Genomic DNA, 18,501 nt, shown 5'->3' with positions numbered 1-18,501 from the left:
CGCCAATTATTTTTGAGTCGAAATTTCTTTTATTTTCGTTTCAAGCTTGCTGATCTCCCCATCAATGGCTTCATTGCCTATCAGTACTTTAGACACCGTATCGTATACAGCGGAGTCAATTTCTTTGTAGAAAAGTGTCTTCGGCTGAGATTGCCTAGCAAATTTGATTTGATCCATAAAAATTTTGTAAGCGGGATCGGTTGCGAATTTAGATACAGCAAGCGATGCATTGTTGGCTGGCACATCGCTCATCGTGCGTGCATTGAAATCGACTGAGGTCAGCATTTGCGCTAGTTTAATCGCTTGCTCGGGATGTTTGCTTTTCGCTGATATTCCGATTCCGAAACCACCGCCGAATGAGCCGTCCGGAGCGCTGGCATTGTATTTTGGAACGAGTGATTGACCGTAAAATGCAGCGCCCTTCAAATCTGGGTTCTGATCCGTTACCCAAGTTCCAGCAAGCACCATGCCCACCTTTTGCTGTGCGAACAAAGTAGCCACCTTCAGATGATCCAGTGTAGCAAAATCAGCTTCATATGCAGGTCCCATGTCCTTTAATAATTGAAGATAGTCCTTGAACTCCGCGGTATTGACATTCGGAGTGATGCTGCCGCTGCCATCCACATTTATAATGGTTCCGCTTGATGCAGTGAACAAGCTTTGCGCTGGAAACTCTTTCAGGCCTAAATCCATTCCGAAACCTGCTGCGTCTGTTGCATCTGCAATTTTCAAAGCATAGTCCTTCAGCTCTGCCCATGTTGCTGGCGGCTTCTCGGGATCAAGACCCGCTTGTTTAAATAGCTCTTTGTTGTACCACAGCACCCTAGCATCCGTCGTATAGGGCAAAGCCATATGCTTGCCGTTCCACGTATACATGGACAAGATGCCAGGGAAAAAGTCCTTGAATGCCTCTTCACTAAGCTTCTCGCCCAAATCTAGCAAATAACCGGAGTTAGCAAAGGTGGGGAAGTCCGGATTGTTTACGATAAATACATCGGGCGCGTTGCCGCTTGCGAACATAACCTTGTACTTCGTTTCCCAAGTTCCCCAAGGGTCACTTTGGAATTCCACCTCAAAGCCTGGATTTTCTTTCGCAAACTTCGCTTTCAGCTCATCAAACACCGGTGCAAAATTAGGATCGGTAACCCACTCTGAGAATCCGTAATAGACAAGCTTCTCGGTTTTTCCAGATGGGGCATTTTTGTTGCCAGCGCTTTCATTTCCAGCATTGCCCTTATCATTCGAATTGCTTCCACAGCCAGCACTCAGAACCGCCATTAAAACCGTAATTAATAATATAATTGCCAGCTTGCCGAACCGTCTTCTCATTTGTTAAATCCCCCTTGTACATTTGTTTATCGTCAGCGTCTCGTCCCCGATCTGTCCGATAACGCTTACAATCGATGGTTGATTCATACTGTCGTACGTGTTAATGACCGAATATTTTGTTTCTGTATCATAAAAGTAATACAAACACAATTATTCTGTATTACTTTTATAACGTTATATTAGTTCCAAACGTTATCTGTGTCAACAGTTTACTTTAATATATTATTATTTTGATACAGTTGATACAAAAAAAGACCACTGTCGCGAACGACAATGGTCCATCATATTTCTGTTTATGTGAGCTTCACTGGCATAATAGAGCTGCCTTCATTAATTTCAGCTTTGCAGATTTGACCGAGCACGGATAGATGCTCTTTGCCCTCCAGCAGATTCATAAGCTGGTTTGCTGCCGTTCGTCCCATGTCATAAAACGGTTGATTAACGCCCGTAACATTCAGCTTCAGCTTGCGGTTAAGATTTAATGCATCATAGGTCACAAGCGACAGATCCTCAGGGAAACGCAGCTCAAGCTGTGTCATCGCCGAAATGACCGATTCTGCAATTTGATCATTCGCAGCGAAAACAGCTGTACATGGCGTCTTGTTAAGCTTCTCCGCTATTTTACTGCTGAATGACTCAAATTCCTCTTCAAAGTTTTCAAATTCGGTCGGTATCAGCATATCTAAGTCAGAATCAAACGAAAGGCCTGAATCAATAAAGGCCTGCTTCACACCGAGCAGCCGTTCATTAAACGTACTCAAGTCCGAGTTGCGAATAAACGCAATTCGGCGATGCCCCTTTTCAATGAGCATCTTCGTCAAATTGTATGCGCCCGCGACATTATCACTCGTAACGAAGGGTATGTTGCTGTTATATAAATGCCGGTCAAGGAAAACAACCTTAATTTTGCTGCTCGCCAGCAAACGGTACAGACGCTGATTGCGCTCCTCATGATGCTTGTCATAAATAGGACTTAAGATGACACCATCAACCCCTTTAGCTACAGCACCTTTAACGAGTGCCTCCAGCTTATCGAGGCTTCGGTCATCGCTATAGCTGAGAAGGTGATAGCCGTGCAGATGAAGTACATCCTCAATTCCTCTTAATGCAGTAGCCCATAGCGGATTTTCTATTCCAATGACAGAGGCGGCTACAAGTCCAGATCTGTTCTGACCGAGTGGAGATACAACACCATTCTCAATAAAGGTTCCTCTGCGATTGTCTCTTTTGAGAAGCCCCTCCGCGCACAGCTCTTTTATCGCTTTTTCCACTGTATTTACACTGGAGTTATATGCCTGTGCAAAGCTGCGGCTGGAGGGCAAACGCATCTCCGCGAGCCATTCTCCTTCCAACACGCGCTGCTTAATATCATCTTTAATTCGGGTATAGGGATAGTTTGACATGGCATTCCTTTCTTGCGACTAAGAATACCATGACTATATTCCATTTGTATCATCTGTGTCAATCGACAACTGCTACAGTTGTATAAGAAGCTGCTATTTATACTTTCTCTACTTGCTCAAGTACAAACTGCTTGAACGCTTCCACCTCGTTAAAAATCCGCTCCGGCAAGACGCGGTAATCTTTATCCTGCACGACAGCCATCCACTGAGCAGCAAATGTACGTATTCCGGCTTCTTGACCAGCCAGCATATCATCGTTGCTGTCGCCGACAAAAATAGTTTCTTCCTTTGCCCAGCCAAGCTCGTTCAATATAAGATGGATCCCTTCCGCTGATGGCTTGCGCTTCTCCACATCATCGCCCGTTACAATCTTGTCGAAGCTAACCTCCCAGCCCAGCTTGTCCAGTGAAATATCGAGCGTACGCCGCGATTTGCCTGTAAACATGGCAATTCCGATGCCTGATTGCCGCAATGAGACTAGCAAATCTGCTATTTCCGTATTTCGCTCTACGAGCTCCTCATGGCGCTGCTCGTATTCAGCTACATATTCGGTTATGGCTGCTTCCACTTGCTCGCGATTATTTAGATGCTGTTCAATAATTTGAAGCTCCGTCGGCCCTGCCAATGCGTACATATCCTCAATCAACACTTGCCTGCCATCATATCTCTGGAATACACCTGAAATCACTTGATACATCACCGGCCAAGTATCAGCCAGTGTACCATCAAAGTCAAAAATAATATGTTTAATGTTGTTCAAAACAATCTCTCCTCTCCTACTACTAACTCTCTCTATTATAATCATGAAAAAAGCGATCCCGCTAGGGGAGCGCCTTTTTCATTTAAAGCTGTGAATGTTTACTGATGGCTGGTCGGATGATTTACGGTTAATGGGATTTCATTATTGAAAAGACGTGCAATATCGCCAGTCAACCGCAAATAGAAATCAGAGGATACGGCTACGCCATCCGCATCGAGCGTAAGGAAATATTGATTGTTCGGAATCATCGAGCTGTTCTCGGCGGCTTTGGCAATCGCTGTCGCTTCGTCATATTCATCAAACATCGCAATATAACCTGTATTGATGCCTAAACTTTTTAAATTGTAAGCCTGTCGCCACATGAAATCGCCATGCAGCCTAGGAATTTCGTTGACGGGACCGTTTTTCATATTTTTCCACGCAAAACCTGGCCAAATCACGGGCTGATATACGATGCCATTCTGCTGAGTAAATGCGAAATCCGGCGCCCACTGATTCGTCTTGTAATGATCAGCGCCCGCTAGCTGGCTGAACCGACCGACAAACCAAGGCGACAGCATATCAAGTGATTTGTACACATCGAGGAATCCAGGCTTCGAATCATTATCCCCATTTCGCCAATGAGTAGGAACGCCGCCGATCACATAATAGCCTTGGTTCTTGAACCAAGCGATTAGGTCTGCGGATTCCGCTGCTGTTCCCGGCCGATCGGTAAACCCGATCCCCCAAATACAAATGACCAGCTTACCGTCCTGCTTGGCATAGGCAGTGGATGAGGTTAAATTCATCGTGCCAACAACATTGTTGGTAAAATCATTTTTGACCGCATTGACCCACTGGCTTGGATTGAGATCCGTAATGTCGTACATCACATAAAATTTGCGGTTATAGGTTTCTGCAGCATTTTTCACCTTCACAGCTACGCTGTCGCGGTTCTGATTCCAATTATTCGGCGCATAGTTTGCATCCGCCCCGAATCTTTGCAGCGCTGCGCCACTTATGTTGTACGTCTGCATCCATTCAAAATGCTTGTTCACCGTTTCTTGATCATAAGAGGAGAACAGCTTGGCTGGCTGACCGTTGCCTAAATTGCCTAAGTTCGTTTGATACAGCTTCGTATACTCTCTTAAATCTGGATACATCTCGAAGTTTACGTTGGAATTCGCTGTCAGATTATTATTGTTTTTGGACCAATGTGTCCAGTTGTTTAGAGGTGATCCGTCACCCCCAGCGGTAAACCAGCCCTGGTAGCCAGCAAACACCTTTCCGACTACATCGCCGCCAATTGCGGCAGCAGCAAATTTAAACCAATTGATATTAAACAGATTACCTGCTCCTCCAGTAAATTTTAAATATAGATTATGGACTCCGCTTATTGTGTTAATGGAACAGTTTTTGGTTGTCCATGACTGCCAGCCGCCCGTAGTCGTTACCGCGCAGGTACCTGCCAGCGTGCCGCTTAAGCTGTCCAGTCTAATTTCAACATTGCCGCCGGTTGTTTGGCTTGCCACACGCAGCGCAACCGATGAGGCTCCGCTCCCGAAATTCACATTGTTAAACACAAGGTAATCCCCGTTGTCCACATAGGCGACATTTTGACCGCCTTCACTGGAGTTTTCCAATTGCGTGCCAAACTGACTGTTAAAGGCGGAAGCTGCCGTTTGAACAAAAGCCGTTAGCGAGCCTGGCGCAGCTGTTGGAGCAGGTGTAGCTGTTGGAACTGTCGTCGCACTCGGTAAAGGCGTTGGCGTTGCCACAACTGGTCCATACACCTCTAGCTCCGATATTTGTCCGCCTGTTGCTCCAGTATTGGCCGTCACATTTATTTTGACATAACGCGCATTGGTGCTTGTAAAGTTGATGGTGACCGCATTTGTACCAGATTGATAAGTATAGGCCGCAGAAGCAACAATGGTGTTGTAGTTAACATCATCGCTGCTAGTCTGCACAGATAAGGTTTGCGTACGGTCCCCCCAAGCAAGCGGCAGCTTAAGAACCACTTGATTGACGGCTTGGCTGCTGCCCAAATCGACCCTAATCCAGTTCGGATAGCTGCTTGCAGCCCCCTCCCAATAGCTGGCTTGATTGCCATCCGTTGCGTTTGAAGCTACATAGTTCTGAGTATGGTTGCTTTCCGTTACACTTTTGTTCAGCGCTAAATTGCCAGCTGCCGATACCTTGGATGGTGAAAACGAGAGCTGCGTTGAAATAAGAACCAGAACAAGCAATAGGATGACGTAAACCTGTCTTCTTCCTTTAACCAACATAAATTCCCTCCTCAAAAAATGGATGATACAGCGGCTGCTCCAATCCCTATTTATTCGATCCTACCACCTCCTTCAATGCTTCTGGGGTATCGAAAAGAGCCTGGTCCCGGGGGACCAGGCTCGCGTTTTAAGGCTGCTGGTTGTAAATGCGATACAAGAGAACTGCCGTTTCGCAGCAGCTTCTTCATACTCATCCAATGTATCCGCTTTCAATTGTTGTCAAATGAGAAGCCTTCCTCTACATAAGGTCGGCTTCTCATTCGTCACACTTTATTTTTTCTTCGCAAGAAACTCATCAATTTGTCTTTGAGTTTCAGCGATGATGACATCAAGTCCATTTTTCTTTTGCGTTTCGATATAAGCAGCAACTGCCTTCTCGACATCCTTCACCACGCCAAACTCTATCGGTCTGTTCAGCTCATCGTTTGCTGTATCACGCTTTGCAATCTCGTTTTTCATATTGTCTTCAGCGATAAACAGGCCGTCGATTGGCGAGTTGACGTTATTAGGCTTGCTTGCAAATTCAGCTTCCTTCAGCCAGAAATCTGTTCCGTATGTCATCGTCGGACGCATGAATTGCGGCTTCCAGAATGCCCATTGTCCGCCCCACTCCATATAGTTGCTCGTCGTTGTTTCCATGCCTTCCGGATATTCAGCCGTTTCCCCGTTCAATACATAGGTTTTGCCTTCAATACCGTATTGCACAAGGTCATACAACGTTTTGTCGGTTTCCATCATATCCAAGAAACGAAGCACTCGTTCTGGATTTTTGGAGTTACGGTTAATGGCAACGACATTGGCAAGAGCCGTACGGTTAACGAATCTTTTGTCAGGATAAAGCTCTGCCGATTCCATCTTGAACGACGGATCAGAGAAACCAGGATTAGCACTTACCCATTCATGCGATGTTACAGTGAACAGCTTTTTGCCATTTCTCCACTCTGCTGCTTCGTCTGACTTATCGATCATCGCATCACGGTTAATCAAATTATCGTCATACCAAACTTTAGCCAGCTTTGCAGCCTCTAGGTAGAATGGTTGCTGCTCAACCGCTTTAATCGTAATTTTATCATCGCTTAAATAGAAGCCAAGGCCGTGGAAGTTAAGATCTACCCACTCATCACGAATCATAATGAGGGATACCGGCGGCGTCCGGGAAATTCTTTCGTTCGGGTACGCTTTTTTCAATTCACGCAGCAATCTGTCGACATCCTCAATCGTTTTGATTGAGCCTGCTGGAATATCAAGTCCCGCTTTCTCGACAAGATCAGAGCGCCAGCCAGTAAATTTACGCTCATTCATTTTCATCGTCCATGGAAGACCTACGATATTGCCGTTTACCGTTGCAGCGGCAAGTGTACCCTGCTCCTCATATTTCTTATGCAAGTTAGGAGCAAATTCCGGCAGCAGATCGTTTAATGCCATGTATGATCCTTTTGCAGCCATCTGCTTGTACGAAAGCCAGTCACCGTCAAAGTTCATATCCCAGTTGTCGCCGGATGCGGCCATAACGAGCATCTTTTCTTTGAAGTCGCCAAACGGAATGAAGTTAATATCGAACTTCACGTTAAGACCTTTCGCTTTCACATATTCGCTAACTTTGGACCAAACCTCATCCGTAGCCGCTTTTTTATCACCGCCAAAATAAAACTTCAGCGTAACTTCATCCTCTTGCTTCACTTCTTCGGTTCCGCCAGTTGGCGCATTAGTCGCCTTCCCATTATTGCTTGGCGTATTGCTGTTGCTTGAGCTGCATGCTGCTAGAATAACGCTTAGCAGCATAATGACAGCAATAAATAGCGGCATTTTTGTTATGCTTTTCTGCATCTGAACCTCTCCCCTTAGCTTATGTTTTATATACTACACGGCTGAAGCCGAGATAGTCATCCTTTTACTGCGCCCACCATCAAACCTTTGACAAAAAAACGTTGAACGAACGGATACAAGAAAATGATAGGGCCTATGGTAACGACCGTAAGCGCCATCTTGATCGATTCCGAAGGAATTTGCGCTGATATTCGCTGCATAGCGGATGCATTGCTCGAGCTCTTCAGAAATTCCACGTTGGAGATGAGCGTTCGCAGCAGCAGCTGCAGCGGTTGGAGCTCTTGCTTATCGACAAACATGAGACCTAGAAACCAATCGTTCCAGTAGCTCAATGCTACGAACAAACCGACAGTTGCAAGTACAGGCAAGGAAAGCGGTGCAATGAGGCGATAAAAGATTTTAAAATCGCCCGCGCCGTCCATTTTGGCCGATTCATTCATATCCTCGGGTATGGATAACATAAAGTTGCGAATGAGGAACATATTGAATGCATTAGCGAGCATCGGTAAAATAAGCGCCCAAAGTGTATCTTTTAGATCCAAATATCTCACGCAAATGATGTACCAAGGTACTAATCCGCCATTAAACAGCATTGTTATAATGACGTAGATAGACAAAATGTTTCTATACTTGAATGACCGTCTCGCCATTACGTATGCGCCCATGCTTGTTACGAGCAAGGATAGAATTGTTCCTGCCACCGTAACGAGAAGACTTACGCCATACGCATCAATAATGCGATTAGAGCCTAGAAATAAAATGCGATAAGAATCGAAAGTAATGCTCTTTGGCCATAGCGTGTACCCATAATCCATAATGTCCTTCTCCGTGCTTAACGAGCCTGAAATGACCATAATGAATGGAAACAAGCAGGACAGACTGAACAAGGAGATCGCAATAATGATAATAAATTGTGAAATTGAAAATCTCTTCAGATGCATGCAGATGATCCTCCCTTGATGTGAATGGACGTTTTTAGAAAATAGCCGAGTCTTTGTCTATTTTGCGTGCCGCGTAATTGCTGCCGATAATGAGCACGAATGCGATGAACGACTGGAGGAAGCCCGCCGCAGATGCCATGCCGATATCCCCTGATTTGCGCAAGCTGCGATAAACAAACGTGTCAATAACGTCAGTTGTAGGAAATAAGAGAGAAGCATCGCCGACCATTGCGTAAAACATTCCAAAATCGGCGTTCATGATTCTGCCAACAGCCAGCAAGGTTAAGATAATGATCGTTGGCCGCAGCATCGGAATGCTGATAAAACGGATTTGCTGCCATCTTGTCGCACCGTCGATGGACGCCGCTTCATAATACGAATTGTCGATGGACGTTAATGCCGCCAAATAAATGATTGTGCCGTATCCGGTAACCTTCCAGCGAACCGCTATCGTTAGAATGAGCGGCCATAAGCCGGCTTCGCTGTAGAAATCAATCGGCTGCATGCCTATCGTCTCCAGCACTCGATTAATCGCTCCACTCTCAAAGTTCATTAAGTTGTAAGCGAACACTCCGACTACGATCCACGAAATAAAGAAAGGAAGAAAGGTTAACGACTGCGTAACTCTTTTAAAATATTTGTTTCTAATCTCATTGAGCAGCAAGGCAAACCCTACTTCAAAAATGAGCCCGACTGTAATAAACAATGCGTTTAACAGTATCGTGTTTCTCATCGCCCGAAAAGCGGTCGGAGAAGAGAACAAATAATCAAAGTTATTCAGCAGCGGGTGCATCCAATCGCTTCCGAAAATTCCTTTAGCAAAGTCAAAGTCTTTGAAGGCGATGACTAGACCTGCAAGCGGCAAGTAGTTAAAGAGAAAAAGGAGCGTCGCGACGGGCAGGAACATGAGCAGCAGCGTTCGATTTCTAAGTAATTCCCGAATGACTCCATTAGATTTCATAATCGATTTCCCTTTCATTGATGTGATACTTTTATTCTAAGGGAGCCCGCCTGGGCTTACTATGAGCCAATCTTATACTTTGTGGTTTAAGATTATCCTCCTATGCATAAAGCTCCTTTTCCCCGTCTCCCAGACGCCGACTCTACTCAATAAGCGCATATTTGCGCTAACAGACAACAAACCAAGGTTTTTCTCGCGCTGTAAGAACACATACGTGCTTACAGCTCCATTTCCACCTCACCGAGACGCCGCAAATATTCTTTATGCATACGAGTTCAAACAAAAAAAGACCACCTAAACAACCGGTGATCTCTACATGCACATAACGAAGTAACAGACTTCTTCCTTCGTTTTTATCAATTAAGCTTTGTATCCATTTGTAGCTTTGTTCATCAAGAACGTCATAGTTCCCATTACACTTGGTTACTTTCCTAACCAACTTTGCTGCTTAACGTTTGTTCTCATAGCCGACTACTTTACCTACTATTTCCTCTTTGGCAAAAGCACCCGCTGATTGGCTGTCATGGAATCCTCGCCAACGTACATCCGCCAATATAAAATACTCATTCTCCTTTAGCTGCAATGACTTATTCATAGAATCATTTTTATCGGAAGAAGGATCGCTGCCGTAAAAGGTATCCAGTTTATTCCCATTAATATAAACCTGCCCTTTTTTAACCTGAACCGCCTCACCAGGAAGCCCAACAACTCTTGCTATATCCGTCGCTTGTTTATCTTTTTTAACTTGGAATAAGGTAATATCTCCGCGAGATACTTGATTTTCCTTATAATAATTCAAATCAACCAACACCTCATTTTTTAAAGCAAATGGATGGGGATGCGTATAACCGAGCTCTGACAGCATGCCATCCGTTTCTACTTTTACCTTCGTCAATGAGGAATCCGGGTTTTGAATGAACTCTATTCTCTTCTCTGTAGCCGTATCCGTAATGGACTTACTACAGCCACCCATGATCATTACGACGCCCGAGAAAACAATAAACATAACCTTCCATCTCGTCCTCATCAAACATCCCCTCCGCTGCCTGCTCTCACTTATCACGATTCCGCTTCCAATGCTCCCGCAGCTCCAGCGTTTTTTTGTTCCATGCCTCTGTCTCTGGAATAATACGGTTAATGTCGGCACCTTGAAATACGATATCATTAATAACATTGATCCAGTTGTACTCCGAAAAACCGGGTATCGTGGCGCCGGGCAATACGAGGCTGTTATCCTTGGTCATCTTCACAGCTTCGATATTTTTCCCTTGCCATAAGGGAACCTCATCAATATAGGCTGTCAGCTCCGGATCAATAACGGAAGCATTCGCTCCCTTCTCGATTTTCCATTTCTGCGCTTCCATCTCGAATTGAAAACTAATCCATTTATATGCTTCTTCTTTATGCTTCGATCCGCTCAGCATTGCAAGCGGACCGTAAATATGGAAGGAGTATTGGTTGACCTGCCCTCTCGGAAATGGAAGTATATCCCAGTTAAATTCAGCCTCCTTTTGCAGTGTCGGAAGCAGCCAATCCCCGGCAATGTCAAACGCTGTTTTACCATTTATGAATTGCTTAACCACATCGCCTTGTGCTTTGGAATCTGCCCAAGAGAGCATAGACCCATCCTTGGTGACAAATTCAGTCAGCCAGCGCACATCCGCCATCACATCCGGCGTGCTTAGCAAGCTTTGGGTCAATCGATCATTTAGGTAAGCCAAATTAGGCGCATGCCCATCCGCTGCAGCTTTCATCGGCAGCAAGCGCATCACAAAGTCACTGTTCGTAGTGAGGCCATATTCCCCTGCTGCTGGGTCCGTGACACGTTTTGCAATATCACGCAAATCATCAAAGCTCCAATTATTTGAAGGCATACCTATGCCATGCTTAGCCAATAAATCTTTATTTACAATAATCCACATCGGAACATCGACGAACGGCACAGCAAGTCTGCGGCCATTAAAGGCCATCGTATCAAAGTATCCATCGGGCAGCACCTTGCCTTGGAAGGAAGCATCTTCATCCATGTACGGCTTTAAATTTTCGAGCAGGCCGCTTTGTTCATAACGAAGCAAATCACCAACAACCCAAGTCAAATCAGCTGGTGTGCCTGCCGCCTCCAATGCAATAATTTGATTCATGATTTCGTCATCGCCGCCCACGATTTGTATGGGCTCAATCGTAATCCATGGATATTTGGCATTGAATTTTTCGTACAGCTCCTTATACGTCTCTCCTCCCCAGGTCAGAAGCTTAAGCGTAACTGGTGTGTTGCCTGAATATTGCCCTTCTTGACCACGATTTGATCCCTCTGCCGCATTCTCGCCATCCCAGCCTTTAAACGTGCAAGAGGTTAGAACTAGCATAAACATCAGGAGTAAACTTATAACAAATGTTTGTTTACGTTTGTTTATCAAGATTATGCCTCCTTTGATACTCACGCTTCACTCATTGCCAATCGAATCGATATTCTGGTCTTCCTTCAAAATGGGATGCCTTAACGTTATCGTCGTTCCAATTTCGGGACCCGTCTTGATTTCAAGCTTGTAACGATCTCCAAAATAAAGCTTCAAACGATCATTCACATTGCGAAGCCCTACGCCTCTGCGCGTATGCGAGAACTTTTCGCTAGGCTCTTCTTCCGTCTCCAACTGTTCCAGCACGGACGCTGGAATGCCTTTACCGTTATCCACAATATCGATTACGATATCCTCTCCGATTTTTCTGGCTGCGATCATAATTTTCCCTTTATCAAAATCGTCGCGCACGCTATGCTGAATCGCATTTTCTACAAGCGGCTGCAGCAATAACCTTAGAAACGGCATATCCAGCGTCTCTGTCTCGCAGGAATACAAGATACGAACGACCTTGCCCATTCTTGCTTGTTCAATCGATACATAAGCCTTCACCTGCTCAATCTCGCGGCGCAGCGTCGTAATCTCTTTCCCTTGGTTTAAACTGAGCCGCAGCAAATTGCCAAGTGCCGATACCATCTCGCTTATGTCGCTGCGTCCATGATTTTCCGCCTTCCACCTAATTGATTCCAAGGTGTTGTATAGAAAATGAGGATTAATCTGGTGGCTCAGCACTTGAAACTCCAGCGCTTTTTTATTCCTTTCGGAGCGCGCTGCCTCTTTAATCAATCCATCTATACGCTGAACAAGATTGCTTACTCCTCTATACAGCCAGCCAACCTCATCCTTGCGGGACGACGAAGGCAGCAAGTAATGAAGATTTTCCGCCTCCAGCCTCCTCATTAAACGAACCAAATGCGCAATAGGCTGTGTATAGTAAGCTGTGATATAAAAGACGACACTAATGCAGCAAATAAGATAACCGATCAAAAAGATTACGAGCATGCGGTTAATTTCATCAATCGTACCCGTCAGCTCATGAAGAGGGGTCAAGCTGACGATGGTCCATGGATGGTTAGCCATCTTCAAATAGGTTGCGAGATAGGTTTCCCCTTCAATCGTAATGGACATAGAGCCTTCATCACCCGACTTCATATAAGAGATTAACGCTGTTGACGGAAATTCCTTGCCTGTCCATTCATTAACTGTAGAATCATAATGCACGATGCCTTTCTCATTAATGAGCAGCAGCTTCTGATCCTTTAGCTGATCGGACGGAGAGAAATATCTTCTTAAATAGTCCTCGGATAAGTCGGTCGCAATAATGCCTCTTAATTTTTGATCGTACAAGCCCGAGAATCGCTTCACATAGGAGAGCAGCGGTTTTGCGTATTTCCCATGCATGGGCATGGTTAGATACCACGTCGGACTAACCGTCGCTTTCGAGCGCTGAAACCAATACTGGTCTCCGATACGCACCGATTCATCAATTGTTCTCATATAGGATGGATAATCTGTTGGCTTGATTGGGTACACCTTGACTCTAAAAGCATCAATCGTAGACGTAGCATGATACAGCACGGTCAATAAATTGACTGTAAACGCTTCCTCTTCTGTCTGGTTTAATGGTTCCGTTTCCAATAAATCCTGAAGTTCCTTATTTCCGATGACATCGTTAACTTGATCATTTAAGTTGCCCAGATAAATCTCGAAGTTTTTTCTTGCTTGAAGAAGATAGCTCATGGACATTTTCGTATTCGTATTGGAGATGCCCTCGATCGATTTAATATGCGCATAATATGCAAAAAGCAGAAACGGAACGATAATGATCATAAAAAATATGAGAATCATCCGATTGCGAAAGGATGAAGCGAGCCGAAAGGACACTTTATTCACAAGTATACACCTGCCTTCCACTATGCTAACCCCATCACTGGAGTAGACTTGTCCTCGATAATATACTTCATTGAGCTACTTTTGCAATAAATAATTTAAGCTTGTTACAGCATTTCGATATGCATAATTCCACATTCCTGGCAAAGCGATAATAATTCCCCTTAAAGTTTGCATATCCCTCATTGTGAGCAGCTTGCATATTCTTTAGACTAATGGCGTAATACCTAACCTTTCAACGAAAAGAGGAACAACGATGACTGCATCGAAACGGGTGGTACATGTCATTTCGCATACCCATTGGGATCGAGAATGGTATATGCCTTACGAAGCCCATCATGTCAAGCTGATTGAGACAATGGACACGCTGCTGGAAACGTTCGAGGCCGATCCTGATTTTCGCAGCTTTTACCTCGATGGTCAAACGATAATTTTAGATGATTATCTGCAGGTGTACCCAGAAAAGCAGAGCCAAATACAAAAGCTGTGTGATGAAGGCAAGCTTTCTTTGGGTCCTTGGTATATTTTGCAGGATGAGTTTCTTACCAGCAGCGAAGCAAACGTAAGAAACTTGCAAATCGGTCATCGGGATGCCAAAAAATATGGACCGATTTCGAAGCTTGGTTATTTCCCAGATTCGTTTGGCAATATGGGTCAAGCTGCTCAGCTATTAAGACAAGCAGGCATCGATACCGCCGTGTTCGGAAGAGGTGTGAAAGCAACCGGCTTCAACAATCGGGTGGAAGATTCCTCAGGCCTTGAGTCACCCTATTCCGAGCTCATCTGGCAGGCACCCGACGGTTCAAGCGTATTAGGCATCCTATTTGCCAATTGGTATAACAACGGCATGGAGATTCCAGTTGATCCCCTCAAAGCAAAGCCTTACTGGGAGCATCGACTTGCGCGAGCGGAACAATATGCTTCAACCTCGCAGCTGCTGCTTATGAACGGCTGCGATCATCAGCCCATTCAGACCAATCTCTCCGAAGCGCTGCGCGTTGCGAGAGAGCTGTTCCCTGCGTACGAGTTCATCCACTCCAACTTTGACAATTATGTAAAGGCGGTTCAGACGCAGCAGCCTCCGAACCTGAGCCTAACTCGCGGAGAGCTGCGCGGCCAGCAAACGGACGGCTGGTATTCATTAGTTAATACAGCGTCTGCTCGTGTTTACATCAAACAGCTTAATCAACGAAATCAGACGCTGCTGGAGAAAGTGGCCGAGCCGATCTCTGCCATTGCCCATCAGCTCGGCAAGCCATATCCGCATGGTCTATTCCAATATGCCTGGAAGACACTGATGCAAAATCATCCGCATGACAGCATTTGCGGCTGCAGTGTCGATGAGGTGTACCAAGAAATGAAAACTCGTTTTGCCAAAAGCATGGAGGTTGGCAAAGCATTAACGACCGAGAGCGTTAAATTTATTAGCGCTAAGGTCAATACAAGCCATTTTGCCAATATCAGTGAGTCAGCTGCTCCCTTCATCGTCTTTAACTCAAGCGGCTATGAAGGCTCGTCAGTCCACCAATTCGAGATCGAATGGTCGCACCGTTTCTTCGATCAAAGCGAAGATCCTGTTGCCATTGCTAAGCAGGTTCAAGATCGGACGCACGCCGAAGGGTACTTGGTGAACGGCAGCGGTGAACGCATCGACTTTACTGCTCATGATTTGGGCGTTCGCTTCGGCTATGAACTGCCAAATGATAAATTCCGGCAGCCCTATATGGCTCGCGCACTGCGTCTGACCTTTGAGACCGGCATATTGCCTTCGATGGGATATGAATCTTTTGCTTGGATACCATGTCAAAATGAGATTAAAACTTCCAGCGAGAATCGCCATTCATTAGTGACCAGTGAACGAACACTGGAAAATGCTCGTCTTACATTGACGATAGAGGAAGACGGAAGTTTTACAGTTTATGATAAGAAAAGCCAGCAGCTGTTTTCGGATCTTGGCCATTACGAGAATGTAGGCGATATTGGAAATGAATATATTTTCAAGCAGCCAGTCGGCGACTTGCCGATCACGACTAAGGGCAGCAAAGCCGAAATTCGAGTGGTTGAAGATTCGCCTTACCGAGCAGCCATTGAAATCACTCATCACCTTGCTATACCTGCACGGGCAGATGATCTTCTAGCAGAAGAAATCCGCACAATGGTTGAATTCCGGCAGCGGAAGGCTGGCAGATCGACTTCCCTTGTGCCGCTAGAAATTGTGACACTAGTTAGTCTGGAACGTGAGGGCAAAGGTGTTCAAGTCCGTGCGCGCATTGAAAATCAATCGCAAGATCACCGGCTGCGCGTGCTTCTACCTTCGGATGTTGCTGCATCCACACACTTTGCAGATTCAATCTTCGAGGTCGCTGAACGTCAAAACGTTCCTGCAAAGGAATGGCAAAATCCGAGCAATGCTCAGCATATGCAGACGTTCATTGACGTGCACGGCGAGCATAGAGGCCTCACGATTGCAGGCAAAGGCTTAAATGAATATGAAGTGCTTCAAGATGGCAGAAATACGATCGCTGTAACCCTTCTGCGCTCCGTCGGAGAGCTTGGCGATTGGGGTGTATTTCATACGCCTGAAGCGCAGTGCTTAGGTACAAATGAAGCCGAATGGATGATCATTCCTTACGGCAGCGCTGAAGAACGTTTTGCCGCTTATCGCGAAGCTTATCGTTTCCCTATACCCGTTACGGCAATCGCAGCTGGATTGCATGATGGCGAGCTCGCTCCTGCTAGTGATTTCCTCAAATGGAATGGCGACCAGCTCGCTTTCTCCAGCCTGAAGATTAACGAGGAGCGTGGCGACAGTATGGCAAGGTGGTACAATTTAGCAGAATCCACGACCAGCTTAGCTATTCATCCAAGCGCTGCTTCTGAGTCCTATGTAAGTGACATTATGGAAAACGATAGCGCTAATAAGATCAAAAACAGCGTTCAGGTCGAAGGCTTCAAAATCGTAACGATTGGTTTAGCCGCTGCTTCTAAATAACCAAATCAAAAAATTAAAAGATAAAATGCAAAAAGGCAGTCTCCCAAGGTTATGCCGTTTTCACCTAGGAGTCTGCCTCTTCATGCTTCTTGCTGAGTGCAAATTTTCATATCATTAGTGTGGCATAGCTGGCTCTTCGTCTGCAATGCCTCTTTGTCGTCTATATTCCTTCGGCGTGCAGCCGACCTGCTTTTTGAACAGCTTCGAGAAATGCACCGGGTCCTTATACCCCACCTGAAATGAGATTTGATACACTTTGTATTTGATGTCGCCTAACATTTCCTTCGCCTTCTCAATCCGTATTTCTGTCAAATATTCCAAAAAGGTTTTCCGTTTCTCCTTCTTAAAGAGCTTGCTCAGCCATACCGGCGTCACATGAACGGCCATTGCAACACTTTGAAGAGTTAAGCTTTCGGCATAATCCCTCTGCAATATTTTCTCCGCTTCATAAACGATCTGGCTCGGCGTATTGGACAGCTTGCGGAAATCTGCTGCGATTGCAAGAAGGAACAGCTCTGTTTGCACGCGCAGCGACTGCAATGTATCGTATTGCTCTAATAGCTCCCACACCGCGATCGGATTGCTGCCCAAATTTTTGTTTGGAACACCTGCCGCCGCTGCTCTGCGAAACACTTCGAACAGCCATTCGAATATTTTTTGCTGAATGTCACGCAATTGATTGAGACGCCAGGCTTGTACCATCTCGACAAATCGATCCATCGCTGCTGTAATTTCCTCATCTGTGCCATACTTCACGAGATCGAGCACTTCTTCAGGCTCGCTAAGCGATAAGTCACTCCCGTCACCCTCATAAAATAAACCCTGCTCCGTAAATAATCGATTGCCTCCGTATACAGCCTTTTGCTCCAATACGTTTATCGCTTCCGCATACATTTCATGAAGATTTTCAAACGTGCAAGGTGTTGTTCGCATGCCAGCGCTTGCTTTCACCTTAACGAAATCGTTGATTCGCTGTAAGCAAAGCTGCGCCATGCCCCGGCTCAGCTCCGCATGCTCTGGCCGCGAGCAGCTGAAGATGACAATCCATCGATTGCTGCTGTCCATACAAAGCGCAAAGGGGTGAGGATAATCTTCCTCCAGCGTTTGATTGACCACATTTCCGATTCCGAACAATATTAAATCCTTTTCCTTCGTATGGCGATTCTCGATTGCTTTCAGATCATCAGCTTCCACAACAACAAGCGTCATATGCTGATTCGCTATCCACTCCAAATTCAAAGTCTGCAAGCGATGTCTTCTCCGTGCTTCACGGTAAGGATCATAGTCCTGCTCAATCATTTCTCTGAGCAGCTCCTCGCGCATTTTTGGAATCGCGAACCTCACTTGATTAATAAGCTGCTGCTCATTATGCTGGTCCATTCTCTTTCGGTGGATATGATCCATCGTTTTTCTAACGATTTGGGTCAGCTCGTCCAAATTGATCGGCTTAAGGATATAGTCCATAACGCCGATTTGTATCGCCTGCTTCACCAGCTCAAAATCATCGTACCCGCTTACAACAATCGCTTCCGGTTTATAATTTTCAACGGTAGTCAACGAACGAAGAAATTCCAGCCCCGACATCCGATTCATTTTAATATCCGTGACGATAAGATCCGGTCTCATATCGAGTGCAATCATTAATGCCGTATCTCCATCATCAGCCACCAGTACCTCATCAATTCCGAATGTTTCCCATGGAAAGCGGTTACGTAAACCTTCGCGGATTTCGAATTCATCGTCCACTATTAAAGCACGCAGCATCCTCTCACCT

The 18,501-nt window shown here is 45.5% G+C and carries 12 protein-coding genes; 1 reads left to right on the top strand and 11 read right to left on the bottom strand.

The features are described from left to right. Positions 1-6: 6 nt before the first annotated feature. From AC0VYE_RS10050 to AC0VYE_RS10005, 10 genes are all read right to left on the bottom strand, one after another. A complete protein-coding gene (locus AC0VYE_RS10050) occupies positions 7-1,329 on the bottom strand; it encodes an ABC transporter substrate-binding protein (RefSeq protein WP_475447574.1) in 1,323 nt (440 codons plus the stop codon). Positions 1,330-1,622: 293 nt separating this feature from the next. Next, positions 1,623-2,732 carry a GntR family transcriptional regulator gene (locus AC0VYE_RS10045; protein WP_076269439.1) on the bottom strand — a complete coding sequence of 370 codons (1,110 nt, stop codon included), beginning with the start codon at positions 2,730-2,732 and terminating at the stop codon, positions 1,623-1,625. A 97-nt stretch (positions 2,733-2,829) separates the two neighbouring features. Continuing rightward, positions 2,830-3,492, bottom strand: coding sequence for an HAD family hydrolase (locus AC0VYE_RS10040; protein WP_475447572.1), 663 nt, complete (start codon positions 3,490-3,492; stop codon positions 2,830-2,832). A gap of 98 nt (positions 3,493-3,590) precedes the next feature. Next, positions 3,591-5,759 (bottom strand): carbohydrate-binding protein, encoded by a 2,169-nt coding sequence (locus tag AC0VYE_RS10035; RefSeq protein ID WP_475447571.1) that lies wholly within the window; start codon positions 5,757-5,759, stop codon positions 3,591-3,593. 270 nt (positions 5,760-6,029) lie between these two features. Further along, positions 6,030-7,586 carry an extracellular solute-binding protein gene (locus AC0VYE_RS10030; protein ID WP_076269438.1) on the bottom strand — a complete coding sequence of 519 codons (1,557 nt, stop codon included), beginning with the start codon at positions 7,584-7,586 and terminating at the stop codon, positions 6,030-6,032. 56 nt (positions 7,587-7,642) lie between these two features. Beyond that, positions 7,643-8,527: a carbohydrate ABC transporter permease gene (locus AC0VYE_RS10025; RefSeq protein WP_076269437.1), complete on the bottom strand. Its 885-nt coding sequence runs from the start codon at positions 8,525-8,527 to the stop codon at positions 7,643-7,645. A gap of 34 nt (positions 8,528-8,561) precedes the next feature. Continuing rightward, positions 8,562-9,488 carry an ABC transporter permease gene (locus tag AC0VYE_RS10020; protein ID WP_441911238.1) on the bottom strand — a complete coding sequence of 309 codons (927 nt, stop codon included), beginning with the start codon at positions 9,486-9,488 and terminating at the stop codon, positions 8,562-8,564. Between the two features lie 448 nt (positions 9,489-9,936). Continuing rightward, complete coding sequence (lepB, locus tag AC0VYE_RS10015) at positions 9,937-10,515, bottom strand: signal peptidase I (RefSeq protein ID WP_475447568.1); 579 nt, start codon at positions 10,513-10,515, stop codon at positions 9,937-9,939. Positions 10,516-10,540: 25 nt separating this feature from the next. Beyond that, positions 10,541-11,905, bottom strand: coding sequence for an ABC transporter substrate-binding protein (locus AC0VYE_RS10010; RefSeq protein WP_076269435.1), 1,365 nt, complete (start codon positions 11,903-11,905; stop codon positions 10,541-10,543). A 27-nt stretch (positions 11,906-11,932) separates the two neighbouring features. Continuing rightward, complete coding sequence (locus AC0VYE_RS10005; RefSeq protein ID WP_076269434.1) at positions 11,933-13,738, bottom strand: cache domain-containing sensor histidine kinase; 1,806 nt, start codon at positions 13,736-13,738, stop codon at positions 11,933-11,935. A gap of 253 nt (positions 13,739-13,991) precedes the next feature. Between AC0VYE_RS10005 and AC0VYE_RS10000 the strand changes: the two genes are divergently transcribed. Continuing rightward, positions 13,992-16,727 (top strand): alpha-mannosidase, encoded by a 2,736-nt coding sequence (locus AC0VYE_RS10000; protein ID WP_475447566.1) that lies wholly within the window; start codon positions 13,992-13,994, stop codon positions 16,725-16,727. Between the two features lie 114 nt (positions 16,728-16,841). Here the strand turns inward: AC0VYE_RS10000 and AC0VYE_RS09995 are convergent, their stop codons facing one another. After that, on the bottom strand, positions 16,842-18,491 hold the full coding sequence (locus AC0VYE_RS09995) for a response regulator (RefSeq protein WP_475447564.1): 1,650 nt from the start codon (positions 18,489-18,491) through the stop codon (positions 16,842-16,844). Positions 18,492-18,501: the final 10 nt, after the last annotated feature.

The sequence above is a fragment of the Pristimantibacillus sp. Z349TD_6 genome (assembly GCF_056173205.1).
Note: the sequence above shows the minus strand (reverse complement) of the source record. Positions and strands in the feature narration are given on the sequence as shown.